The sequence below is a fragment of the Streptomyces sp. NPDC079020 genome (assembly GCF_044542225.1).
Taxonomy (GTDB): Bacteria; Actinomycetota; Actinomycetes; order Streptomycetales; family Streptomycetaceae; genus Streptomyces.
Genome location: NZ_JBITUB010000002.1, coordinates 1 through 25,513, shown reverse-complemented (window position 1 = coordinate 25,513; position 25,513 = coordinate 1). Strand labels below are relative to the sequence as shown.

The window sequence follows — 25,513 nt, the reverse complement described above, 5'->3', positions numbered from 1 at the left end:
CTTGGCGCCCTACGCTCCGGGAGGTGAAGCGGCGCGGCCGAAATGGGCGGCCGTATCGCATCGCCCGCAGCGAACCCCTCCCCACAGGAGCTGTCCATGCAGCAATCCCCCCAACCGCAGGGACCCCGTCCGCGAAACCTGGAACCACAGAGCCTGGATCCGCAGAGCCTGGATCCGCAGAGCCTGGATCCGCAGAGCCTGGACCCGCGGGGCTCCCGCTCCCTGAGCCGCCGTTCCCTCCTGAGGGCCGGTACGGGCGCCGCCCTCGCCGCGGCGGGCATCGCCGCGGGCACCGCACAGGCGGCCGCCACCGAGCGCGGCGCGAGGCTGATCACCGGTGCCAGGATCCGCAACCTCACCGGTCCCGCGGAGACCGGCCGCTTCGCCGCTCCCTGGACCGACCTGGGCATTCCCGCCCGCTGCCCCGACGGCACCATGCTCCTCGTCGGTGGCGACACCTTCGACGGCGGCGGCGTCGGCGGACCCGACTGGCGGGCCCCGGTGGGCCTGCGTGCCCGCAACCCGTCCCTCGGCTCGCTCGTCATCGACGACAGCGTCGGAGGCGCCCACGCCGAGAGCCTGGTTCCCGAAGGACACGCCGGCGGCACCACCGCCATCCCCTCCGATGTGTTCACCATCGGCGACACCATGTACATGCACCTGATGCGCGGGGTGATCTACCAGACGCACCACTCCGACTTCTGGCGCTCCCGGGACAGCGGGGAAACCTGGGAATACCTCTGCCAATGGCCGGGCGACCAGTACAACGGGCAGTTCCAGCAGAAGACGTACGCGGTGGCGGACGACGGGTATTGCTACGTCCTTTCCACGGTCTTCAACCGCGATGTGACATCGGACCTGCTGCTCCACCGGGTGCCGCAGGACGCCCTGGGAAATCCCGCGGCCTATGAACCCTGGGGATACGCCAATGGGGTCTGGGCCTGGGGAAATTACCCGACCTCGGTCACCGGGCCGCGCCGCTGGGGCGAGATCTGTTTCCGGGCCATGGACGGGAAGTACGCCCTCACCTGGCTCAACATGGCCCCGCTCGACATGCGCGCGCAGATCTTCCCGCTGCCCACCTCCAACCTGTTCGCCGCACCGGAACAGACGATCATCGTGCCCACCGTGCCCGGACTGGAATTCGGCAACGCGGTGGCGAGCCCGTACGGCGGGTTCATCATCCCGGGCTCGACCTTCGGCGACTTCCACATCGCGGTCAGCCAGTGGTACGACGACCAGAACTATCGGGTGATGCAGTACCGCATCAACGGGCTGAGCGTGTAGCGGCAGCACAGGCACGGGGCGCTCTTCCGGTCCGCGGCCGGGATCCGGCCGGGATCCGGCCGGAAGGCGCCCCGTGCCCCGGGGCTGTCCCGCCCTTGGCCGCCCCACCGCTCTCACCGAGGCGGCGGGGGAGAGCCGGCGGACGGCTCTGATCAGCCGGCGCCCCCTCGCGGAGCGCCGGCTGCGCGCGTTTCACCGCCGGAACGCGGAACCACACGATTGGCAGGTCAGGGCCGGGCGCGCGGGGAAGTCCTGGACAAAGGAGGTGACCAGGACCGCGGTACAGCGAGGGAGCAGAGTCTTCCCCCCTGTCCGTGAATCCGCACTTCGCGTTGAGGGGGCAGCCGACGCAGGAAATGAGGACCCATGAATTCCCCTCGCCGGGTACGTCGGGACGAGCCGCTGGGTGCACGGGAGAGACCTGAGGGCACAACGGCGGCGGACGACGCCGAAGAGCCGCGGCCGGTGCGGGACACCGAGAGCCGACCGGTGCCCGACGCCCGGCCGGCCGGAAGCGGCATCACGGAACTGCGGATCCTCCCGCCACTGGCCATCGGCCGCTTCGGGTCCTCCGACGAGCCGATGGACAACTACCACGCCGTGGTCCGCGAACCGACCGGATACCGCGAGCTGCAGCCCGCGCCGACCTTGCGCGTCGACCCCGACAGCGGAGCGGTCACGCAGGAGACACAGCCGGCCGAGGTCCGGTTCCGGGACAGCGCGGGCCGGGTCCGTCCGGTGGCGCCCTTCCTGGAGCTGTGGGCCCGCTTCGGCACCGGCGACCTGGAACCCCTGACCACCGCACGCCTCGAAGCCGTCGGGCTGACCCCCGCCGACCTCCGCTGGCGGGTTGCGGTGGCCAACCTCAAGGCCGCGCGGCGCACCGGGGACGCGAAGGACGGGATCCACGCGGACACCGGGACGTTCAGCGACCACGCCGAGCATCCGCTCGCCGGTCGCGCCGACAATTTCAAGGCGGGCAAGTCGATTTCGCTCGGCACGGTCCGCTTCATCAAACCGACCGATGAGTTCCCCGAGATCCGGATGCGTTTCGTGCCCGCCCGGGGCGCGGTGTTCGGGGCACGGCCGGGGGATCCGCAGGTCAGCGACGATGTGTACGACCCCGACGTGGGGCGCTGGGACGACCACTTCGACGGCGACCCGGCCGCGCCCCTGGTGACCTTCCCGGCCCAGACCTACGAGGGCACGCTCGACCAGCAGGGGCAGCGCTACATCTCCAAGGGCTACGTCGACGACTCCTGTGACGGAATCGTGGGCGTCGAGGCCACGGTCGGTGGCCAGGTGCTCAGCGCGTCGGCCCGGATCTGCTCCGGAGTGCCCGACTTCGCGCCGGACAGTTTCCACGTCCGCACGCTGCAGGACGATCTCGTTCAGGCGCTGTTCGGTCCCGTCGTGTCCGGTGAGCTGGACCGGGACGAGGTGGAGGACACCCTGCGCCGCGCCCTGGAGACGGTGCGCCTGATGAACACGATGGCCATGAACGCGGACCAGGGGATCGGCGGCGTCGCGACGAACGCCACCAACCAGGCGAGGCACGAGGCCGCCGAGTACGAGCGCGCCTTCGAACCCGTCTTCGGCCAGGGCAAGGCCCCCTATCACCAGGTCCTGGCGATTCACGAGCAGCTCATGACGAGCTGGCAGGACGGCGTACTGCCCATCCCGCGTGATCTGATCCGTTCCTACGACGAAGCCGGTGATTTCTCGACCATGGCACGCCAGAAGATGCCGGCGCTCATGCGCGGCAGCGACACCCTGGAGCTGGCGCTCACCCGCCGTCAGATCGAGCTCCTGCGTCGTGCTGCCCTGGAGACGCAGGCCACGACCGAGCCCGAGCGCATGATGCTCCGCCTCGTGGAGTTCTTCCGCGCGATGGCTCCCCTCCATGAGCACATTCCCACGGAGTCCGGTCCGCTGTCGGACCTCTTCGTACATCCCCTGAACCTGCTGGATCACCTCCGTACGGCGAATGCCCAGGGGCCGCTCGCGGGAGCGGAGGCCGGGCAGCGCCTGGTGACCCCGGGCGACGTGGAGGCCTCGGCGTTCGTACGCCTGCTGCGCCGCGAGGACCACCCCATGCACGGACCGTTCAGCCGCACCGTGCCCGGCACCGACAAGACCGGCCTGGAGATCGTCGAGGCCTGGATCGCCGCGATGCCGCCGGACGGGGAAGCGTGAGAACCGCCATCAACGCCGCCGGCACCGACATCGCAGAGCCCAGGAGTAGCCGTGGAACCGATCGCACCCCGGAACCTGACCGCCCAGCTCGCGTACCGGGCGCGTGGCAACCCTCCCGGTACGACCCCGGCGTCCTCCGTCGGCAACTTCTACCCCGGGCTTGAACTGGACCTGCGCAACCTGTGGCGCCGTCTCTTCGCCGGAATCCAGCTGCACGAGGCGGTCGCCCTGGTCCTGGCCGCCGACGACGACGCGCCCGAGGAGGTGCGGGGGCTTGTCGGCGAGATCCTCCTCGCCGTCGACGGGCATCCGATCTGGATCGAGCTCGCCGGCCCGCGGGCACCCGGAGGGGCCAGCGAGAGTCTGGGCAACTGGTCCCTGGAATGGTCGAACGCCCTCGCCGACGTCGCGCAGAAGGCAGGGCAGGAAGTCCGGTGCACCTTCACCAAGGGCGACGACGACCAGCAGGAGGTCTCACTGACGGTCCAGAAGATCTTCGAGGACGCCGGGCCCGAGGGCGGGGAGGACGCCCGCACCGCGATGCTCAGCCGCCGGCTCGCCCAGCCCGGGGAGCTGACGCAGAGCCTCTGCTCCCCGTGGCAGAACGACTTCGTCGGCTGCGGGTGCTACTACTGGGCCGCCAGCCGGCCCGACTACGTCAACGTCGAGGCGGACGAGGCCGACGGCAGCCGGGGCCACAACTGGCTGCAGCGCGATCGGACCCCCACCACGCCCAAGGTCTACACGCTTCGTCAGTCGGACCTGCTCCAGCACGAGGACATCATCGCCAGTTGGGAGGACAAGCTGAGCTTCGTCCTCGAGGGAAAGGACAACGATGAACGCGACGGTGACTGAGCCTCGGGTCCGCAGCTATCACCTGTTCGACGGAGGGAGCGGCCCGCACATCCTCGTCTCCGCCGGTTCGCTCGTCTACGCGATTCCGCCGGACGCCCGGGAGCTCTTCGAGGACGCGGCCGAGGCCCGGGACGAGGCCGCCGCGAGCGCCCTGCTCGCCCGGTTCGGACTGGATGTCCCCGTAGCGCTCGACGAGGTCCCCGCCGAGGTCCCCCTGCGCTCCATCTCCCTCGCCGTCGCGCAGACCTGCAACCTGGGCTGCACCTACTGCTATGCGGAGCAGGGCGACTTCGGCGGTGCCTCCAAGCTCATGTCCGAGCAGGTCGCCCACCGGTCGGTCGACCGCCTGGTGGAGGAGGCGGCTGCCGGGGAGCAGATCACCATCGCGTTCCTCGGCGGCGAGCCGCTCGCCAATCGCCGTGTCGTGCGGTCCGCCACCGAGTACGCCGCCGCGCGCGCCGCAGAGCGCGGAGTCCGCGTCGGATACTCGATCACGACGAACGGAACCCTGGTCAGGCCCGACGACGCCGAGTTCTTCGCACGGCACGGATTCGCCGTCACGGTCAGCCTCGACGGCGTGGGCGCCGTCCATGACCGCCTGCGCCCCTCGCGGAACGGACGGCCCACCTACGAACGGGTGCTCAGGCGTCTGGAGCCGCTGCTGAGAGGCCGGCCGCGGACCATGAACGTCTCCGCCCGCGTCACCGTGACACCGCGGAACCTGTCCCTTCCGGAGACGCTGGAGGAGTTCATCTCGCTGGGGTTCGACAGCGTCGGGTTCTCGCCGATGCTCAGCTCGCCCACGGGCGCCGACGAGATGGCCGGGTCCGACCTGTCCGTCATGCTCGAACAGATGACTGCCTGCGCCGAGCGTTTCGAGAAGCGGGTCGAGAACGGCGAGCCGTATCCGTTCCTCAACGCCGTCAACGCGCTGCGGGAGATCCATCGGGGTACCCACCGCCCGTACCCGTGCGGTGCCGGAGCGGGGTATCTCGGCGCGTCCGCCGACGGTGAACTGTTCGCCTGCCACCGTTTCGTCGGGGACGACGAGCGCAGGATGGGCGACGTCCTCACCGGGGTGGATCCGGCGCGCCAGCTGAAATGGCTGGAGGACCGGCATGTGCATCGCCAGCAGCCGTGCTCCGACTGCTGGGCGCGGTACCTGTGCGGCGGGGGATGCCATCACGAGGTGATCGGGCGTGGCCGCCCGGCCTGTGACTACATCCGGGGCTGGCTCCACCATTGCCTGGGCATGTACGCGCGGCTGACGGAGAAGCGGCCGGACTACCTCGACCTGATCGGACCCGGCCGGTGACGATGCCCGACCGGGCGGACATCTGTGTGATCGGCGGCGGGCCCGCGGGCTCGACCGCCGCCCGCCAGCTCGCCCTGCTGGGGCATTCCGTCCACCTCGTGGAACGTGCGGTGTTCCCCCGTCGCCGGCTCGGTGACTGTCTGGCGCTGGGGATCTCCCAGGTGCTGGGCGCCCTGGGCCATTCCGACCCCTCCGGTCTGCGCCCCGCGGAGCTGCTCGCGCGGTGGGCGGGCGCCGAGCACCGCTCACCGACGTTCGTGGCCGACCGCGGTGTCTTCGACGCATTCCTGCTGGACGCGGCGCGGACGGCCGGAGTGAGGGTGTCGCAGCCCGCCCTCGCCCGCCGCCCGCGCCGGCACGACGACGGCTGGCGCATCGAGGTGCGGCAGGCCGGCCGGTGCTTCGATCTGGACTGCAGGTTCCTCATCGACGCCGGCGGGCGGGCGGGCCTGCTCCGCAGGAACCGCCGCCGCGCCGGGGCGCGTACCACCGCTCTCTACGGATACTGGCGGCCGGGGGTGCGGGACGGGCCCGGCGTCCGTGTCGAGGCGGGTCACGACGAATGGCTCTGCGCCGCGCTGCTGCCGGACGACACGATCAACGCGATGGTCTTCGTCGAGCGCGCCCGGTGCGCCGCGCTGGACGGGGACGCGCGGCGGCGGCTCTACCGTTCGACGCTGTCCGCCTCGGACCTGATCGGTCCCTGGCTGGGCACACAGCTCACCGGAACGTTCGCCTGCGATGCCACGAGCTCGATCGCCGAGGGCACCGTCGGCCGTGACTGGATCAAGATCGGTGAGGCGGCGCTGACCCTGGACCCCCTGTCCGCGCAAGGAGTTCAGACCGCGATGACCACCGCCATGCAGGGCAGTATGGCCGCCCACAGCATCCTCCGGCGCCCTGGCACCGCCGCCGCGGCCGCCTCCTTCTACCAGGCGCACCTGCGGCGCCTCGCCCGTCATCACGACGGGCTGGCGGCCGAGCACTACAGACGTCAGTACCAGGTGCAGGACCGGCAGTTCTGGATCCCACGAGCCGTCGCACCGTCCTGAGAACACCTGACCCGACCCGGGAGGTCCGTGCGTCCGCGCCGGCCCCGGAACGGTTCACCGCCGGGCTGCACCACGCCGCGGCCCTGCCCATCGGCGAAGGGGATGACGGCAGTCCTGAGGGCTGAACGCGCCAGGGCCGCCCCGGGTCACAGACCGAGGGTGCTGAGGCGGTCCTCGTACCGGATGGCGAGGTCCTCGGGCTCGTCGGCGGGGTTGTCCCACATGCTGTCCAGCTCGGCGCGGACGGCGGCGGGCAGCGCTTCGTAGCGTTCGGTCCACACGTCGCCGTCCGGCATCCAGTAGCCGACGACCTTGAAGCGGTCGGCGGGGAGCTTCAGGTCCTTGCGCAGGTAGCGGCGTACGGCGCGCAGGGCGTCCGTCCGGCCCGCGACCCAGACATAGCCGCCGGTCAGGTCCGTGCCGGGCGGGATCGCGGCGGCTACCAGCTCGGCCAGGCGGCTGGGGCCGCGGCCGTTGCCGCCGTAGGTCCAGGCCGCCCGGACGCCGGGCCGGTCGGTGAGGGGCTGCACACAGGAGGCGTCGGGCACTTCCAGGACCGCCCGGGTCGTGACGTGGTCCGGGGCGCCCTCGACGATGCGGCCGACGGCGGGCAGACCGCTCAGGTCGGAGACCAGGACCTGCCAGGCGAGGTCGGCCGGGGGACTGTAGAGGCCGGTGGGGGAGTTGAGACCGATCACATCACCGGGCGCGGCGGCGGCGGCCCAGCCCGACGCCGTGCCGTGGCCGTGCAGCACGAAGTCGATGTCGATCTCGCCCGTCTCCGGGCGGACGGACCGGACGGTGTACGTCCGTACGGGCGCCTCGGGCTGCCCTTCGGGGGTCTGCCAGCCGCCGTTCTCCGTCGTGTCGGGCAGGGAGACGTCCGTGCGGTCGGGGCCGTGGGGGAAGAACAGCCGGACGTACTCGTCGCCGACGCCCGTGGACGTGAACGCGGCGAGACCCTCGCCGTGGAACGTGACGCGGGCCATGGACGGGGTGAGCTGCCGGACGCGGGCCACCACGGCGCGGTGAATGGTCATGGGTGCTGCTCCTTCGTGTGCGGGATCGGATCGGGGGTGCGTGCCGCGGAGGGGGTGGGGAACGCGGGGTCGGCGGCGGGGACGTGTGCGGGGCGGCGGTCCTCAGGGCCGCCGGGCGCCGTCGGTACCGGCGGCCGTGGCGGTGTACGCCTGCCAGAGCGCGGCGTACTCGCCCTCGGCGGCCAGCAGTTCGCTGTGCGTGCCGTGCTCGGCGACCTCGCCGTGGCGGAGGGTCAGGATGTGGTCCGCGTCGCGCGCCTGTTCCAGACGGTGCGCCACGATGACACTGGTGCGTCCGCGGGTGACACGTTCGAGAGCCGTCCGGAGAAGCGTGCGGGTCTGCGGACCCGACTGTGCGGTGGCCTCGTCGAGGATGACGACGTCCGGGTCGGCGAGCAGCGCGCGGGCCAGTGCGAGGTGCTGGACCGATCCGTCGTCGAGCGGGGTGCCACCGGCGCCGAGGACGGTGCCGAGCCCCGATTCCGTCTCCAGCGCCCAGTCGGCTCCGGCCTCGCGCAGGGCACCGCGGAGTTCGTCGTCGGTGGCGGTGGGCCGGGCGATCCGCAGGTTGTCGGCCAGGGTGCCGCCGAACAGATGGATCTCCTGGGTGACCAGATACCGGGTGGGGGCGTGAACGCCCTCCGTGTCCCCGGTGCTGATCTCGCCGCGGTCCGGTTCGCCCAGGCCGGCGATCAGATGGGCCAGCGTGCTCTTGCCCGAGCCGCTGGCGCCGACGAGCGCGAGGCTGGTGCCCGGGGGCACGTGGAGCGAGACATCACGCAGGGCGGGGCGCGTTCCGTCGTACGAGAACGAGACCCCCTTCACGTCGATGGCCGGGCGGCGGCACGTATCCGCATCGCCGTCCCGCCCGTCGCCTTCTCCGGTGCCGGTGCCGACACCGGTGCTGTCGCCCCCGCGGCCCAGGTCGGTGATGCCCACGAGCCGGGACAGCCCCGCCGTCGCGCGCTGGATGTCGTCCAGGCTCCCCAGCAGCGCCCCGACCGGACCGAAGAGACGGTGGAAGTACAGGGCGGCGGCCGTGGCGGCGCCCACCGTGATGGCCCCGGAGTCCAGCAGCACGAAGCCCGTGACCAGCACGGCGGCCAGGCCGATGAACTCCGCCGCGTTGAGCAGGCCCGTGAACCGGTTGCGCAGCCGTACGCCGTCGCGTTGCCGTGCGATGGCCAGTTCACTGTGTCCGGCCAGCTCGCCGAGGTGCTGGTCCTGGGTCCGGTACGTACGGATGGTCTCGGCGCCGTGCACCGCCTCGATGACGGACTGGCCGCGCGTGGACTCCAGCCGGCGGATGTCCCCGTACACGACGTGCGAGCGGGAGAGGAACTGCCGGGTGGCGAACACATGGACGGGCAGGCAGATCACGCCGGCGAGGGCCAGACGGAGGTCGAGGACCGCGAGGCCCACCAGGCTGAGGCCGATCGTGAAGCTCGCGTCGGTGACATCGGGAAGCACGTCCGAGGCCGCTTCGGAGACCGCTTCGACATCACGGGTCACCCGGGAGACGACATCGGAACTGTCCGAGGACTCCAGCGTGCTCGCCGGAAGGTGGACCGCGGTCTCGAACACGTCCTCGCGCAGGGCGGCGAGGACACCCTGGACGAGGACCACCAGCATCCGGCCGCCCGCGTAGGCGAGCGCGGCCCCGGCGACGGCGACGAGCACGAGGACGGCGCCGAGCACCGTGATACGGCCCCGGCCCGCCCCGTCCGCGACGGCGTCCACGATGTCACCGAGGACCTGGGGGGTGGCGAGGGTGACGGCCGTACCGCCCAGCAGGGTGAGCAGCGACACGGCCAGCCGGCCGCGGTGCGTGCCGAGCCGGTGGACGAGCTCCTTGCGGGTGCGGCGGGGGTCGGCGATGGGCAGGGTGCCTTTCGCGGGGGTCACCTGGGGGTTCCGTTCGGTTCGGGGTGGGCGCCGCCGAGGTCGAGGACCCGGTCGCAGGCGGAGAGCAGGATCCGGCTGGTGGTGATCAGGAGCGTCGTCGCGGGCAGGCCGCGCAGGCCTTCGGCGATGCGCTGTTCGGTCACCGGGTCGACCGCGGTGGTCGGTTCGTCGAGGACGACGAGGTCGGCGTCGCTGTGCAGCGCACGGGCGAGCAGCAGACGCTGACGCTGGCCGCCGGAGAGCCTGCGGCCGTGCTCGCCGACCTCGGCCCGGTCGCCCCCGATCAGTTCGAGTACGTCGTCGAGCATCGCGGCCCGGAGTACGGCCGGGTCGCTCTCGCCGCCTCGGGGGGTGAGGTTGGAGCGCAGGGTGCCGGAGAACACCGCACCGTGGTGGGGCGGTGCCGCGATCCGGGCGCGCACCGCGTCCGGGCCGAGGTCGACGGCGTCGACCCCGTCGACCAGGAGTTCGCCGCGGCGGAGCGGGACGCGGTAGCCGAGCCGGTCGCTGAGTTCCCTCGCGTGCCCGGGGTCACCGGGGACGACACCGACGAGCTCGCCGGGCCGCAGATCGAGGGGCTCGCCGTGCTCGGACGGATGCCACCGCAGCGCGGGACCGGATACAGGACCGGCGGAGGTGGCGGATGCGGATGCTGATCCGGTGGCGGTGGCGGTGGCGGTGGTGGCGGGCGTGCCGGTCGCTTCGGCGGGGCCGATCAGGGGCGGCTCGTCCAGCAGATCGCCCAGCCGCCGCGCGGAGGCACGCTTGTGGATCCAGTTGGAGGCGAACGTACCGACATGGGCCAGCGAGCCCTGGAGGAACTGGGCGAGCCCGAGGACGGTGACCAGCTGGCCGACCGTGATGCCGCCGTCCAGGGCGAGGTACCCCGACGCCGTCGCGAGCGCCGCGAGGAACACCCCCGACAGCAGCAGGCTGAGACTGCCGTACGCGAGCATCGAGCGCGAGGTGGCCACGGCACCGCGCCGCGAGTCCTCGCTCGCGGTGCGGTAGCGCCGGGCGGCCTCCGAACGGGCGTTCATGCCGACGACCACCCGGAGTCCGGTGATCATGTCGGTGGCCACGTCGCCGGCCCGCGCCGCCGAACTCTGCTCGGCCAGTCCCCGCGCCTCCAGCGGCATCGAGACCCGGCGCATCACGACGAGCACCAGGACCGTGCTGGCGATGACCCCCAGGCCCAGGGGTACGGAGATCAGGAGCAGCGCCGTCGACGCGGTGAGGATCGCGGTGACGGTCGAGGCCTGCTGCACGACGCTCCAGGAGACCCCGGCGACCCGGTAGGTGTCGGACGAGACCAGGGAGAGCGCCTCTCCCGGACCGGGCCGGCGGCGCAGGGAGCGCGGGTCCAGCAGCCGGGTCATCGCGCGCTGGCGCAGCTCGTGCTCGCCGTATCCGTAGACGTCCACCATGGCCGTCGAGGCGCGCTGGTAGGACAGCGACAGCACGACGAAGACCACGCCGAGCACGGTGAGCCACCAGAACAGGGCGGAGCGGTCCGAGGGAGCCAGCGCCCGGTCGATGACGACGCCGATGAGGACCGGCACCAGCGCCTCGCACAGCTGGTGGACCATGAACGCCAGGGCGGTGAGGGTCAGCCGGCGGCCGCGGCCGTCACGCAGGAGCGCGACCCGGAACAGTGCCGGGACGGAGTTCGGCCCGTCGGCGCCCTCGCGCGTACGGTGCCCGCCGGTGCGGGCGGTTCCGGTCGCGTTCACCGGGGGTCCCGCTGCCGGGCCAGAGGGATGATCATGGGCGTGCCGGTGACCGGGTCGGGGACGACCTGGCAGGGCAGATCGAACACTTCCTTCACGAGTGAGGCGGTCACGACCTCCTCCGGGGTGCCCTCGGCGATGACCCGGCCGTCGCGCATGGCGATGAGATGGGTCGCGTACCGGGCCGCGTGGTTCAGGTCGTGGAGTACGGCGACGAGCGTGTGCCCGGCGCGGTGCAGATCGGTGAACAGCTCCAGCAGATCGATCTGGTGGGCGATGTCGAGGAACGTGGTCGGTTCGTCCAGCAGCAGGATCGGGGTCTGCTGGGCGAGGACCATCGCCACCCAGACGCGCTGGCGCTGGCCGCCGGAGAGTTCGTCGACCGGCCGGTCGGACAGCTCCGTGACGGAGGTGGCCGCCATGGCGTCCAGTACGGCCTTCTCGTCCCGCGCGGTCCACTGGCGCATCAGCTTCTGGTGCGGGTGGCGGCCCCGGGCGATCAGATCGGCGACGGTGATCCCGTCGGGCGCCAGGGAGGTCTGCGGCAGCAGTCCGAGGGTCCGTGCCACCTCCCTGGAGCGGTACTCCGCGATGGACCGGCCGTCGAGGACGACCCGTCCGGCGCTGGGCTTCAGCAGCCGGGACACGGCGCGCAGCAGGGTCGACTTGCCACAGGCGTTGGGGCCGATGATGACGGTGAAGGACTCGTCCGGGATACGGACGTCCAGGTGCTCCGAGATGGGCCGCCGGCCGTAGCCGATGGTCGCGTCGAGCACCTCCAGCCGGGCCGGGACCGGGGTCCGGGTGCGCTGCGTCGTGATGGTCACGGGTACTCCTCGCGGATGGGCGGCCGGAGCGGCGGGTGCGACCGGGCGGGCGGATGCGGCGGGGCGGACAGGGGCGTCGGGACATGCCGGAGCGGCGGGGTGGGCAGGGGCGACGGGTGGGGCGGGGCCGGTACGGTCATGCGCGCCGTCCCGCGTACTGGCGGGCGAGCAGCCAGGCCAGATAGGCCCCGCCGACGCACAGCGTGACCACGCCCACGGGCAGGTTGATGCGCTGGGCGAGGAAGTCGGCGCCGACCAGGACCGCCGCGCCGGTCAGCGCCGCCGGGGCGATCCGTACCGTGGTGGGACTCCGCGTCAGCCGCTGGGCGATCTGCGGTGCGGCGAGCGCGATGAAGGAGATCGGGCCGACAGCCGCCGTCACGAGCGCCGTGAGCGCGACCCCGACGAGGGTGGCCGCGAGCCGTGCGCGCTGCGCGTTGACCCCGAGGGCCACGGCCGCGTCGTCGCCCAGCTCCAGATGGACCAGGGGCCGCACCACGGCCGCCGAGCAGATCAGCAGCACGGCGAAGACGACCGCCGTCGCCCGCAGCTGCTCGAAGCCGAGCCCGCTGAGGGAGCCCGCTCCCCAGGTGGCCGCCAGCATCGCCTGCTGCGGGTTGACGGAGAGGAGCAGCATCGAGGTGAAGGAGCTGAGGAAGGCGCCGACGGCGATCCCGACGATGATGAGACGGAAGGGGGCCAGCCCGCCTCGGTAGGCGAGCAGATACACCAGGAGCGCGGTGCCCGCTCCGCCGATCAGTGAACCCGTGGCGACGGCGAGGTAGTTGGCGGTGCCGAGCAGCAGCATGACGACGCTCGCGCCCGCGTACGAACCGGAGGCGAAGCCGATCACGTCGGGGGAGCCCAGCGGGTTCTTGGTGAGCGACTGGAAGAGCGCGCCGCTGATGGCGAGCGCCGCTCCGCAGACGATCGCGAACAGCAGCCGGGGCAGCCGCCAGGTCACGACGACCAGCCGGTCCCGGGGGTCGGCGTCCGGGTCGAACAGGGCGGACAGCACCTGCCCCGGGGTGAGAGAGATGGACCCGGTGCCCAGGGTGAGGATGCCCAGGGCGGCCACGCTGAGGGCCAGGGCGGCGCAGACGAGGACGGAGCGCCGCTCGACGCGCAGCGCCATTCCGTTCCGGCGCCAGGCCCAGAGGGTCCGTCCGAAGTCGACCCGGTCCGGTACGGCGCGCTTCGTTGTTCCGGTGGTCACAGGGTGCTCACCTTCCGGCGCCGGACGAGCGCGACGAGGACGGGCGCGCCGACGAGCGCGGTGACGAGGCCGACCCGCATCTCGCCGGACGGCAGGACCACCCGTCCGATGATGTCGGCGGCCAGCAGGAAGGCGGGCGCGACGACGACCGTGACGGGCAGGATCCAGCGCTGGTCGGGTCCCACGAACCAGCGCACGATGTGGGGCACCATCAGCCCGACGAACGAGATCGGCCCGGCGACGGCCACGGAGGCTCCGGCCAGCAGGGTGACGGCGAGGACCAGGACCACCCGGGTCACCGCGAGACGGGTGCCCAGCGACCGGGCGAAGTCGTCGCCCAGCGCGAGGGCGTTGAGCGAGCCCGCGCTGCACAGTCCGAGCAGAAGGCCGGCGCCGATCAGCGGCAGGGCGATGGGGAGGATGTCGAGCGACCGGCCGCCGATTGACCCGACACCCCAGAACCGCATGACGTCGAACGTGGTCGTGCTCTTGAGCGCCACGGCGGAGGTGAAGCCGCCGCACACGGCGGTGAACGCGACTCCCGCGAGGGTGAGTTTCACCGGGCTGCCACGGTCGGCGCCGATGGAGCCGAGCGTGTAGACGAGCACGGTGAGCCCGAGGGCCCCCGCCAGCGCGAACCAGATGAACTGGCCGGCAGCGGTGTACCCCAGCACGGCGACCGCGAACGTCACCGCGAGGCTCGCGCCCGCGTTCACACCGAGGATGCCGGGATCGGCCAGGGGGTTACGGGTGAACGCCTGGATCAGGGCGCCGCTGAGGCCGAGGGCCGCACCCACCACCAGCCCGATCACGGTGCGCGGCACGCGCAGTTCGCGCACCATCACGTGCTCGTCGGAGTCGTCGAAATGGAACAGCGCGTCCCAGACGGTGCCGGGAGCGATGGAGCGGGCGCCGACCATCACGCTGAGCACGGTGACGGCGAGCAGCAGCGCGACGGCGGCCAGCAGGACCAGCAGGCGGTAGCGGTGCCGGTGGCGCGGGGCGGCCGGGCCCGCGCCGTTGCGAGGGCCCGGCACATCGCGCGCCGTACCGGTGGTGAGGTCACCCGTGGGTGGGGCGGTCGTCATGGTTGTCCTTGGGAGAGGGCGTCACCTGGGGGAGCGGCGGACGGAGGTCAGGAGCCCTCGCCGGTGTTGCCCTTGCCCGAGACGGCGTCGGCGAGCATCGGTACGTAGCGCTCCATCGCCCAGGGGATGGAGAGCACCGACGGTCCGCTGGTGGCCATGCCCAGGGCGGCGTCCTGCACGAACGCGTAGTTCTTCCCGGCGATCGGCTTCCAGCGAGAGAACAGCGGGTCCTTGAGGCTGTAGGGGACCTCGGCCGAGCCGTTGGCCCAGCCGACGAAGATGTCGGCCTCGATCGTGTCGAGCTTCTCCAGGCTGATCCCGCCGTACCAGTTGGTGCCCTTCACCGTGGAGGCGATCGTCTCCATCGACGGGGTGTTCTTGAAGCCCATCTCGGTGAGCAGCCGGACGCGGGCGTCGTAGTTGAGGTACAGACCGACGTCCGTCGACCCGGGGGTGAGGGCGACTCCGTAGGCGAAGGTCTTGTCCGTGAACTCCGGGTGCTCCTCGGCCACGGTGGCCAGCCGGCCCTCGACATCGGTGACGATGCCCTCGGCCTTCTCGGTCTCGCCCATCGCCTTGGCGATCGTGCGGGTCATCTCCTGCCAGGTCCCGCCGTCCCAGGGCTTCTCCAGGTACGGGACGGTGGGAGCGATCTCGGAGAGGCGCTTGTAGTCGACATCGGTGATGCCGGAGTACAGGCCGACGATGAGGTCCGGCTTCAGCGAGAGGATCTGCTCGAAGTCGGTCTCGCCCGCGTCGCCGTAGTTCAGCGTCTCGGGCAGCGGACCGCCGAGCTTCTCGACCGTGCTGCGGAACCACGGGGTGTGGCCCTGCTTGTCGCCGCCCCACTGCTCGTCCACGCCGACCGGGACCGTCCCCAGGGCCGCGACCACATCCAGCGACATCCAGCTGACCGCCACGATGCGCTTGGGCTTCTCCTTGACCGTGGTGGTCCCGTGGCCGTGCTTGATGCTCACCGGGAAGCTGTCCGAAGCGGCTCCGGCCTTCGCCGCCTTCGCCGTGGCCGGTTCGGACGTGCCGCTGCCGCAGCCCGCCAGCACGACGACGGCGGCGATCACCAGCGCCACGAGGCGGGCCACGGCGCCCGGTCCGCGTCCGGCCGGGATGGATATGGACATGCTTCTCCTCGGATCTGTGCACCGCGCGGTGATGCGACGGCGGTTGGACGGGGAGGGGACCGCGGCGGGGCGACACGCTTACGAGCGGACCCGCACCTCTACTTAGGTAACCCTCACCTAAGTGAACGCTAGGGAATCGGGTCGCGGGCAGGGGGCGCGAAGTGGCCATGGTGTGTCGAGAATCGGCCATGTGTCCCGGAGCTGCGGCTTACCGGGCGGGGTGCCCCGGTGCGGCGAAGGGCCCCCGCCGCGGCGGGGGCCCTTCGGGCGGCAGGAGGGGGTGTCCGGCGGGAGGGGAAGCGCTCAGTGGCCGACGGGCGCCGGTACGGTCTGCTCGCGCAGATACTCGGTCGGGCTGGCTCCGGTCACCCGTCGGAACGCGGCGGAGAAGGCGCTCGTCGTGGAGTAGCCGCAGCGGTGCGCGACCAGATTGACCGGACGGCCCTGCGCCAGCAGGGCGGTCGCCGCGGACATCCGTACCAGTGAACGCCACCGGGCGAAGGACATGCCGACATCGTGGCCGAACGCCCGGGTGACGGTGCGTACGCTCAGCGCGTGCCGTGCCGCCCATGCCTCCAGCGAGAGATCGCTCTCCGGGTCGCGCATGACGTCGTCGGCCAGGGCACGGATCCGCGCGTCCTCGGGGACGGGGACGTCGATGGCGGGATGCGGGTCCTCCTCCAGCAGGTCGATGACGACGCGCTGGGTCCGCAGTCGCAGGTCGTCGGGCATCGGGGTGGTGTCGAGGTGGAGCAGCATCTCCTGGAGGGCGCGCCGTACGCGCAGCGGGCGCGGGGCGGACCAGTGCGGCGGAATCGCCGCCCGGGTCACATAGGTGTAGCAGCTCACGCTGCCCGGGTCGGGGGAGGACTGGTGCGGGGTCCCGGGCGGCAGCCAGATCCCCTGGCCGGGTACGAGCCGGCGCATCGTGTGACGCGTGTGCAGGGTCAGTGAACCGTGGTGCGGCCAGACCAGGAGCGCGTCGGTGTGCGTGTGCACCCCTCCGGTGGCCGCGGACGTGGGCGCGGAGCCGTCGAAGACCGCGGTGGTCAGCAGATAGGGGGCGGACACCAGGGCGCCGCCCGGCGACGGCTCGGCCCATCGGGGCGCGACCGCCGGGGGCGCCTCGCCGCGCTCGCGGCCCGGGACTGTAGCCAGCATGAACTTAGGTTAACCTAACCTGCCGCTCGCCCGGGAGGCCCCGGAGGTGTACGGCCTACCCCGGGCGCCCCGCGCCGCGACGCGCGACGCCCCCGCCCCGGAGGGCGGGGGAGCCACGGAACCCCGGGCCGACTCCGGCCCTGTGGGGGGAGGGTTCAGGAGCCCACGCTCACCGTGAAGCGGCGTGGGTTGCCGTCGTGGGCCGCGCCCGAGACGTCCGGCCGGCCGTCGGGGCGTACGTCGTCGTAGGGGAACGCGTAGCCGATCGGGCTGTTGGCGTGGACGACGCGGGACCAGTGGTTGGTCACCGTTCCCTTGTAGTAGTCCGCCACCGTGGTGCCGTTCGGCTGGTCCGGGTGGCTGAGCATGATCGAGCGGTTGAAGCCCGCCGCCAGCCGGGCCAGGATCGCCTTCTTGTCGTCGGAGTCGCCGGGGTTGTTGGTGAACGGCCCGTGGTTGCAGGTGAAGATGTCCTTCGACACCGGCTTGCCGAAGGTGTGGCCGCCCGCGAAGGTCAGGGTGTCACCGCTGACCCGCCCGGCGAGCGTGCCCCGGCCGCCCTGGAGGTCGATGCGCAGATCGGTGGAGCGGTACTTGTTCCACACCTCGTCGATCTGTGCCGTGAACAGATCCCGGAACGGCATCTGGTCCGGCCGGTCGAAGAACGGGGCCATCAGGTTCTGCGGCGAGATCACCCGCAGCACACCGCCGTCCGGCCCCCGGGTGACCAGCCTGTCCCAGGGCTGCCCGTCGGCGGCGGCCTGCGCCGTGAGGCCGTCGGCGATCCGCCGCACCGCGCCGTCCGGCAGCGGGGCGACGGTGTGCGTGGCGTCGCCCTCCAGCCTCAGCCCGATCGGCAGCGAGGTCACCAGGTCGACGTAGCTGATGTTCGCGAACAACTGCTGCGGGTTGAAGGTGAACTCGCAGAACGACCAGGTCCGCCCGTAGTTCGGGTCGGTGGGCGTGGCGAAGGCCGGCTCCACCAGGGAGGGGCCGGGGTTCAGATAGAAGTCCAGCTTGCCGTCGCGTACGAAGTAGACCCGGGCGCCGAACATCTGAGGAAGCGTCAGTACGACCGGACCGGCCCCGGCGCCCTTCAGCGGGATGGCGCAGTCGACCGGCAGCGGGGTCTGCGGCGCCCCGGGGGACTCCGGGCGGTAGACGCCGCCGTCCGGGCGCAGGAGCACCCAGCGGCCGGTGCCCTGCTCGTGGCCGGTGACGTAGGCGTGCACCGTGCCGGGCAGCGAGCGGTTCTCCAGGGCCAGTTCGCAGGTCGCGGGCGCCGCGGCGGCGCGGGGGCTCAGCGCGCTTCCCCAGAGGGGATAGCTCAGCGCCGCGGCCGAGGTGCCCGTCACGAACGTTCTGCGCGAAATCACGAGGGACTCCCGAGGTGTGTGTGGGGGACCGCGGACGGTGGATCGCGGGGGCGGTGAGGGGGAGTGGCGAGGGGCAGGAGCGAGAGCGGTGGTGAAGGGAGGCGGCCGGGGGGGGTGGGGGGACGGGCCCCGGAGCGTCCGCGGTGCGCACCACTCTCGCGACGCCCGGGGTGAGCGTCAAGACGTGTGACTGAGAGCGCTCTCAGAAGTGCGGAGTCTTCACAACTTGTCGCACACACACCTCACTTGGCGGGCTCCGTCCGGAAAGGGGGCGGGCGGGGCAGGGTGGATCGGCGGGCCCGGTGATCAAGAGGTGAATGCGCCGGCCCGTCCGGTACGAGCCCGTCCCACTTGGACTAACGCGTGGCGGTTGTTGGACTGCGACGGCCCATGGCGGCGTACGTCGTTGACGGTGTCCGGACACGAGGACTACTCAGGGGCCATGTCGCGAAGATTCACTTCGGCCGGCGCCGTCGCCGCCGCCTCAGCAGCCGTCCTGGCGCTCGTGGGGACCAGCCTCCCCGCCGCAGCCGCCGACCCGCTCCCCGCCGCGGCCGAGGAGGCCGGCCCCGGCGGCTCCGCCGTCATCGGATCCGCGCAGCTCTCCGTCGCCGTCGCCGACGACTTCCCGCGCGTCCTGTCGTACACCGACCGGGCCGGCGGGAAGCAGCTCCTCGGCAGTACGCGGCCGGTCACCACCATCACCCTCAACGGCACCGCCCACCCGGTGAAGCTCAAGGGCGCGCCCGGGATCACCGCGTCCACCGCCCGCTACACCCTCACCCTCACCGACCTGCCCGGCGTGGAGATCGACGCCACGCTCTCCGTCGCGGGACGCGTCACCACGTTCAAGGTGACCGCCGTCCGCGACACCGAGGCCTTCCGCGTCTCCACCATCGACATACCCGGGCACGACCTGGTCTCCGTGGGCTCCGCGGAGCCCGGCGCGGCGACCGCGTTCACCACGCTCGACCCGGACTCCACGCGCACCGCCGACGTCTTCGCGGAGGTCACCGCCGCGACCGCCCCCGACAGCAAGCCCGTCGGCGCCACGTACGCCCTGGTGAACACGGGCGCGCTCGCGGCGGCCGTCGAGTCCAACTCCTCGTACGACAAGCCCGCGGGCGCCACCGGCGGCGACGACGCCCGCTTCTGGCACCAGGCCCGCAAGGCCGGGGACGGCAGCGTACGGGTCGGCCTCTGGTCCGGCCAGTGGACCTACCGGGGCGAGGGCGCGCCGAAGCCCGCGAGCGGCGCGGACCTCCCCTGGGCGAAGGTCGTCATCACCCCCGACGCCAACGGCGACAAGGCCGTCGACTGGCAGGACGGCGCCAACGCGTTCCGTACGATCGGCATCGCCGCGCCCGGCGCGCAGGACACCCCGGACCGGGTGATCACCCACATCCCGTTCAACTTCGCCAGCCAGGCCACCCACCCCTTCCTGCGCACGCTCGACGACGTCAAGCGGATCTCGCAGGCCACGGACGGCCTCGGCCAGCTCGCCGTCCTCAAGGGATACGGCTCCGAGGGCCACGACTCGGCCCACCCCGACTACGGCGGCAACTACAACAAGCGCGCCGGCGGGCTCAAGGACCTCAACGAACTGCTCAAGGACGGGAAGAAGTGGGGCGCCACCTTCGGCGTCCATGTGAACGCCACCGAGTCCTACCCCGAGGCCAAGGCCTTCGACGAGAAGCTCGTGGACAGGACCAGGCCCGGCTGGAACTGGCTCAACCAGAGCTACTACATCGACCAGCGCCGCGACATCAACAGCGGTGACCTGGCCCGGCGCTTCCAGCAGCTGCGCGACGAGACCGACAAGAACCTCAGCCTGCTCTACATCGACGTCTACTACTCGCACGGCTGGATCGCCGACAGCACCCTGCGGGCCGTACAGCGGCAGGGCTGGAACGTCGGCACCGAGTGGGCCGACAAGTTCGAGCGCGGCTCCCTGTGGTCGCACTGGGCGAACGACCTGAACTACGGCGGGGCCACCAACAAGGGCCTCAACTCGCGGATCATCCGCTTCATCCGCAACGGCGAGAAGGACATCTGGAACAACGACCCGGTCCTCGGCCAGACCGCCATCGAGGAGTTCGAGGGCTGGACCGGCGAGAGCGACTGGAACGCCTTCTACGCCAACATCTGGCAGAAGAACCTGCCCGCGAAGTACCTCCAGCAGCAGCGGATCACCCGCTGGAAGGGCCAGGACATCACCTTCACCGGTGGGGTGCGCGGCACGGTCGAGGACAAGAAGCGCACGTTCTACGACCACGGCCGCAAGGTTCTCAGCGGCACCGACTACCTGCTGCCCTGGGACGGCGGGAAGAAGCTCTACCACTACAGCGAGAAGGGCGGCAGCAGCAGTTGGGCGGTGCCCGGCAAGGGCCCGTACACCGTCTACCGGCTCACCGACAACGGCCGGGAGAAGGTCACCACCGTCCGCCCCGCCGACGGGCGGATCACGCTGAAGGCCACCGCCGGACAGCCGTACGTGCTCTACCCGGACCGTGCTCCCCGTGCCGCCGACCCCCGCTGGGGCGAGGGCACCCCGGTCGGCGACCCCGGCTTCAACGACAGCGGGCTCGACGACTGGACCCGGACCGGCACCGTCACCCGTGACACCGACGGCCGGGGGCGCAACAGCGCCGCGCTCTCCGGCGCCGCCCCCGCCGCCGTCTCCCAGCGGATCACCGGCCTCGAACCCGGCAGGCGCTACACCGCCTCCGCCCTCATCGAGGTCGAACCCGGCCGGAGCCGGCACACCACCCTCACGGCGGGCGGAAAGTCCGTCGCCGTGGACCGCTCCACCGCGAAGGACCAGGTCGCCGCCTCCGACTGGAACGGCACCTACTTCCAGCGGGCCAAGGTCAACTTCACCGCCCCCGCGAACGGCCGCACCACACTGCGCGTCGAAGCGGCGAAGGACGGCACCGGCGGCAGCACCGGCGCCGCCACGGTCCGCGCCGATGATGTCCGTATCGTCGAGAACGCGCCCACGACCAGGAAGAACACGGTCGTGTACGAGGACTTCGAGGACGTCGACCAGGGCTGGGGGCCGTTCCTCAAGGGCGACGCGGGCGGCTCCACCGACCCCCGCACCAGCATCTCCCAGCTGCACGCCCCGTACACCCGGGCGGGCTGGAACGGGAAGCTCGTCGACGACGTGCTCGGCGGCAAGGAGTCGCTCAAGGCCCATGAGGAGAACGCCGGCCTCGTCTACCGCACGGCCCCCTGGACCGTGCCCATGACCGAGGGCCGCAGCTACCGGATCGAGTACGACTACCAGTCCAGCCACGCCGGGGCCTACGAATGGGCCGACGGCTACGACCGGACCGGTACGGACGGCACCCCCGTCACCACACAGACCCGGACCACCCCCATCGGTGAGCAGCGCACCACCGGCCACTTCAGCCGGACACTCACCGCGGGCTGCGGCGACACCTGGACCGGGCTGCGCAAGCGCGCGGACGCCCCGGACGGCGCCGACTTCGTCCTGGACGGCTTCACCGTGACCGACCTCGGCCCCACCCCCGCCGGACAGGAGGCCGCCTGCGGCACGCTCGCCGTCGCCGCCGAGGCGGAGACGCTGGTGCCCGGCGAGGCCAACACGGTGAGGGCCACGTTCAGCAACCACGAGACCGCGGCCGCGGCCGGCGTCGAGGTGGCGCTGACCGTGCCCGGGGGCTGGAGCGCCGAGCCCGTGGGCGCCGTCGCCTTCGACTCGGTCGCCCCGGGCGCGAAGGTCACCGGAACGTGGCGGGTCACCCCGCCGCCGGCCGCCGAGTACCGGACGTACCAGCTGGGTTCGCAGGCCGTGTACACGGTCGGCGGTGCCGGGCGGAAGCTGGCCGCGCAGACCTCCGTACGGACCCTGCCGCCGCCGCCCACCGCGGACAGCTGGGCCAGTGACCTGGACTGGACGGCCTCCGAGAACGGCTGGGGACCGGTCGAGCGGGACATGTCCAACGGTGAGACGGGCACCGGTGACGGCTCCCCGCTGAAGATCGGGGGAGTCACGTACGCCAAGGGCATCGGCACCCACGCCCCGGCCAGGGTCCGCTACTACCTGGGCGGGAAGTGCACCTCCTTCACCGCCGACGTGGGCGTGGACGACGTCCAGGCCTCGCGCGGCAGCGTGCGGTTCTCCGTCACCGCCGACGGCACCGGGAAGGTGAAGTCGCCGGTGCTCGGGGCGGCCGACGCCGCCTGGCCGCTCACCGCCGATGTCACCGGCGCGGCGTACGTCGAGCTGGTCGTCGACGACGGCGGCGACAGCAATGGCAACGACCACGCGGATTGGGGCAACGCCCGCTTCCACTGCGGAAGCTGACGGTCCGACGGGGTGCGGCCGGGATGCCGGCCGCACCCCTCGGAGCCCCTGATCCGGCCCGGCCGCCCGCCCCGTCCACCGCACCCCGCCCACCCCGTCACTTCCGTCCCGCCCCGGGCCCGTGCCGACGCCGCGAGCGTGCGTGCTGGGCGGCGCGGCGGGGTAGAGGCTGCCGGGAGAGGGGCGCTGGACCGGCGGGCGCCCGGCGCACACCGTTCGGGGCCCGGCCGGGTGGCCGGACCCCCGCCCCTGGAGGTTCTTCCGTGCCGCTCACATCCGCCGCCTGGTCGCGCCGCGCCTTCCTGGCCACCGGCGGGGCCACCGCCCTCGGTGCCGCCCTGTCCGGACCGGCGCATGCCGCCGGCCCGCGGGAAGCCCCCGCCGACGAGGAGTTCGACTCCCTCCGCCTGCGCTGGACCGGCCTCGCGCTCGGCACCGGCTACGACGCCGCCGCCGAGCCCTACGCCTCCCGCCTCGCCGCGACCGGGCAACGCGCCGCCGGATTCGCCGCGTCGATGAGCCCGGCCCCCGGCTCCCTCTGGCCCGACCGGACCTTCGACCCGCCGTCCGGCATCACCCAGAGCTACAGCCGCCTGTGGACCATGACCCAGGCGTACGCCCAGCCCGGCACCGGCCACACGGGCGACACCGCTCTCCTCGCCACCGTCGTACGCGGCCTCGACCACCTCTCCGCCACGGTCTACAACCCGTCCACCACCCGCTACGGCAACTGGTGGGAGTGGCAGATCGGCAGCCCCCGCCTCCTCATGGACATCGTCGCCGTCCTGCACGACCACCTCACCCAGGAGCAGCGGCAGGCCGCCTGCGCCGCCGTCGACCACTTCATCCCGGATGCCGTGCTCCGCGACTACAGCGGCACCTCCACCGGCGCCAACCGGGTCGACCTCTGCCGTTCCGTCGCCCTGCGCGGCATCCTCGGCCGGGACCCCGCCAAGACCGCGCTGGCCCGGGACGCCCTCTCGCCGGTCTTCCCGCACGTGACGAAGGGCGACGGGCTCTACGCCGACGGCTCCTTCGTCCAGCACACCTGGGTCGCCTACTCGGGGACGTACGGGCAGGTCATGCTCGACGGCCTCGGCCGGCTCCTCGCGCTGCTGGCCGGGTCCTCCTGGGCGGTCACCGACCCCGCCCGGCAGACCGTCCTCGACAGCGTGGAGCACGCCTACGCGCCCCTGATCTACAACGGCCTGGCGATGGACAGCGTCAACGGCCGCGCGATCAGCCGGGGCCTGCTCAAGAGCGACGAACGCCGGGTGCTGCGCGGCGACCACTTCCACGGCCAGGGCCTGATCGCGGCCATCGCCCTGCTCGCGGGCGGGGCGTCCGCCGCCGAGCGCGACTGGTGGAACGCCATGATCAAGGGATGGATCGAGCGGGACACCACCTCCCCGGTCCTGACCGCCCCGCAGTTCGACGTCGCCGACCTCGCCCGGCTGCACGCCGCCGCGGCGGCCCCCGTCCCCGCCGCTCCCGAGCCGGTCGGCCACACCCTGTTCGCGGCCATGGACCGGGCCGTGCACCGCCGCCCCGGCTGGGCCGCGAACATCTCCATGTCCTCGGAACGCATCAGCTCCTACGAGTGCGGCAACGGCGAGAACCCGCGCGGCTGGCACACCGGGGCGGGGATGCTCTACTGGTGGCCGGGGGCCGAGCGGGGCGACCAGTACACCGACTGGTTCTGGCCGACCGTCGACTGGTACCGCCTGCCCGGCATCACCGTCTCCACCAAGCGCCTCCCCGACCGGGCGGGCGGCGAATGGGGCGAGCCCCGGCCCGCGGCGCGCTGGACCGGCGGCGCGCACGACGGGGAGTTCGCCGCGGTCGGGCAGCACGTCAAGGGCCTCGGCTCCACCCTGGAGGCCCGCAAGTCCTGGTTCTGCGCCGCCGACGCGGTCATCTGCCTGGGCGCGGGCATCACCGCCACCGACGGGGTGCCCGTCGAGACGGTCGTCGACAACCGCAACCTCGGCCCGGACGGCGCCGCCCACCCCTTCACGCTCGACGACCGGGAGCGCCCGCGCTGGGCCCACCTGGAAGGACACGGCGGCTGGGTCCTGCCAGGCGGCGCCGCACTGCGCACGCTGCGCGAGGCCAGGACCGGTGCCTGGGCCGACATCAACACCACCAGCTCGACCGCCCGTGAGACCCGCCACTGGCAGACGCTCTGGCTCGACCACGGCACCGACCCGGCCGACGCCGGATACGTCTATCTGCTGATGCCGGGCGCGGACCGGCGCACGGTGGCCGCCCGGGGAGCCGACCGCGGCTGGCTGAAGGTGCTGGCCAACACATCCGCGGCGCAGGCCGTCGCCGTGCGCTCACTGGGCCTGACCGCCGCCAATTTCTGGCAGGCCGGTGCGGCGGGACCGCTCTCCGTCACGGCCCCGGCGAGCGTGCTTGTCAGACGGGGCCCGCGCTCCACTACGCTCTGTGTCAGCGGACCCGACCGGTCCGGCACCCCGGTGGACGTGATCTGGGACCGGCCGGTACGTACGGTGGTCCGCGCCGACGCGGGAATCGAGGTCCTGGCCACCTGGAACCGGCTCGTCCTGCGCGCCGGACCCGGCACCGAAGGCGCCGTGCTGCGCTGCGAGGTGCGCTGACGGCGCGCCCCTGCCTGTGCCGCGCACCACACGCTCCGCTTTGTGGAGGCCCCACAAGGCGGAGCCCCGTGGGGCTGGTGGTTCGGCTGCATCGGGGCGGGGTTCTGTTCACACCCACCACGAAACGGGTCAGGAGACTGTTCGGAGTCGACGGCACGATTTCTGGGTCGGGGTTCGTAGGGTCGATACATGACCGTTGTGGAGGAAACCCCGGGTGAGCCGACCGACACCCGTGGCCGGGTGGCCGAACTGCTGGCCCTGCGTGAGCAGGCGATGCGTGGACCGAGTGACCGGGCGACCGAGGCGCAGCATGCCAAGGGGAAGCTGACGGCGCGTGAGCGTATCGGGCTGTTGCTGGATCCGGGTTCG

General features: G+C 72.3%; 16 protein-coding genes and 1 pseudogene. 8 read left to right on the top strand and 9 right to left on the bottom strand.

Features of this window, described 5'->3' with window-relative positions:
- Window positions 1–96 precede the first annotated feature (96 nt).
- The 5 genes from ACIGJO_RS04135 (at window position 97) to ACIGJO_RS04115 (ending at window position 6,705) form a co-directional block, all read left to right on the top strand.
- The gene (locus ACIGJO_RS04135; RefSeq protein ID WP_399951809.1) at window positions 97–1,287 is read left to right on the top strand and encodes a DUF4185 domain-containing protein; all 1,191 of its coding nucleotides are present in this window, start codon (window positions 97–99) and stop codon (window positions 1,285–1,287) included.
- A 366-nt stretch (window positions 1,288–1,653) separates the two neighbouring features.
- A complete protein-coding gene (locus ACIGJO_RS04130; RefSeq protein ID WP_399951806.1) occupies window positions 1,654–3,483 on the top strand; it encodes a hypothetical protein in 1,830 nt (609 codons plus the stop codon).
- A gap of 51 nt (window positions 3,484–3,534) precedes the next feature.
- Window positions 3,535–4,338: a hypothetical protein gene (locus ACIGJO_RS04125; protein ID WP_399951803.1), complete on the top strand. Its 804-nt coding sequence runs from the start codon at window positions 3,535–3,537 to the stop codon at window positions 4,336–4,338.
- Complete coding sequence (locus ACIGJO_RS04120) at window positions 4,331–5,653, top strand: radical SAM protein (protein ID WP_399951800.1); 1,323 nt, start codon at window positions 4,331–4,333, stop codon at window positions 5,651–5,653. The genes ACIGJO_RS04125 and ACIGJO_RS04120 overlap by 8 nt, the downstream gene beginning before the upstream one ends.
- Window positions 5,654–5,655: 2 nt before the next feature.
- Window positions 5,656–6,705: an NAD(P)/FAD-dependent oxidoreductase gene (locus ACIGJO_RS04115; protein ID WP_399953173.1), complete on the top strand. Its 1,050-nt coding sequence runs from the start codon at window positions 5,656–5,658 to the stop codon at window positions 6,703–6,705.
- A gap of 146 nt (window positions 6,706–6,851) precedes the next feature.
- On the opposite strand, the gene ACIGJO_RS04110 is transcribed toward ACIGJO_RS04115, so the two are convergent.
- From ACIGJO_RS04110 to ACIGJO_RS04070, 9 genes are all read right to left on the bottom strand, one after another.
- Window positions 6,852–7,745, bottom strand: a complete 894-nt coding sequence (locus tag ACIGJO_RS04110) for a siderophore-interacting protein (RefSeq protein ID WP_399951797.1) — start codon at window positions 7,743–7,745, stop codon at window positions 6,852–6,854.
- Between the two features lie 102 nt (window positions 7,746–7,847).
- Window positions 7,848–9,650: an ABC transporter ATP-binding protein gene (locus tag ACIGJO_RS04105; RefSeq protein ID WP_399951794.1), complete on the bottom strand. Its 1,803-nt coding sequence runs from the start codon at window positions 9,648–9,650 to the stop codon at window positions 7,848–7,850.
- Window positions 9,647–11,383, bottom strand: coding sequence for an ABC transporter transmembrane domain-containing protein (locus ACIGJO_RS04100; RefSeq protein ID WP_399951791.1), 1,737 nt, complete (start codon window positions 11,381–11,383; stop codon window positions 9,647–9,649). The genes ACIGJO_RS04105 and ACIGJO_RS04100 overlap by 4 nt, the downstream gene beginning before the upstream one ends.
- On the bottom strand, window positions 11,380–12,207 hold the full coding sequence (locus ACIGJO_RS04095) for an ABC transporter ATP-binding protein (protein WP_399951788.1): 828 nt from the start codon (window positions 12,205–12,207) through the stop codon (window positions 11,380–11,382). Before ACIGJO_RS04095 ends, ACIGJO_RS04100 begins: the two co-directional genes overlap by 4 nt.
- Before the next feature lie 136 nt (window positions 12,208–12,343).
- Window positions 12,344–13,342: a FecCD family ABC transporter permease gene (locus ACIGJO_RS04090; RefSeq protein ID WP_399953170.1), complete on the bottom strand. Its 999-nt coding sequence runs from the start codon at window positions 13,340–13,342 to the stop codon at window positions 12,344–12,346.
- A 77-nt stretch (window positions 13,343–13,419) separates the two neighbouring features.
- Entirely contained in the window at window positions 13,420–14,511 is a 1,092-nt protein-coding gene (locus ACIGJO_RS04085; protein ID WP_399951785.1) for a FecCD family ABC transporter permease, read from the bottom strand.
- Window positions 14,512–14,558: 47 nt separating this feature from the next.
- Window positions 14,559–15,650 carry an iron-siderophore ABC transporter substrate-binding protein gene (locus tag ACIGJO_RS04080; protein WP_399951782.1) on the bottom strand — a complete coding sequence of 364 codons (1,092 nt, stop codon included), beginning with the start codon at window positions 15,648–15,650 and terminating at the stop codon, window positions 14,559–14,561.
- 303 nt (window positions 15,651–15,953) lie between these two features.
- Window positions 15,954–16,811 (bottom strand): helix-turn-helix domain-containing protein, encoded by an 858-nt coding sequence (locus ACIGJO_RS04075; protein WP_399951779.1) that lies wholly within the window; start codon window positions 16,809–16,811, stop codon window positions 15,954–15,956.
- Between the two features lie 155 nt (window positions 16,812–16,966).
- Window positions 16,967–18,187 carry a glycoside hydrolase family 64 protein gene (locus tag ACIGJO_RS04070; protein ID WP_399951776.1) on the bottom strand — a complete coding sequence of 407 codons (1,221 nt, stop codon included), beginning with the start codon at window positions 18,185–18,187 and terminating at the stop codon, window positions 16,967–16,969.
- A gap of 442 nt (window positions 18,188–18,629) precedes the next feature.
- Between ACIGJO_RS04070 and ACIGJO_RS04065 the strand changes: the two genes are divergently transcribed.
- The 3 genes and pseudogenes from ACIGJO_RS04065 to ACIGJO_RS04055 all read left to right on the top strand — a co-directional run.
- Window positions 18,630–22,520 (top strand): endo-alpha-N-acetylgalactosaminidase family protein, encoded by a 3,891-nt coding sequence (locus tag ACIGJO_RS04065; RefSeq protein WP_399951773.1) that lies wholly within the window; start codon window positions 18,630–18,632, stop codon window positions 22,518–22,520.
- A gap of 263 nt (window positions 22,521–22,783) precedes the next feature.
- A complete protein-coding gene (locus ACIGJO_RS04060; protein ID WP_399951770.1) occupies window positions 22,784–25,144 on the top strand; it encodes a polysaccharide lyase 8 family protein in 2,361 nt (786 codons plus the stop codon).
- Between the two features lie 189 nt (window positions 25,145–25,333).
- Window positions 25,334–25,513: pseudogene (locus ACIGJO_RS04055) on the top strand (methylmalonyl-CoA carboxyltransferase); the annotation flags it as partial.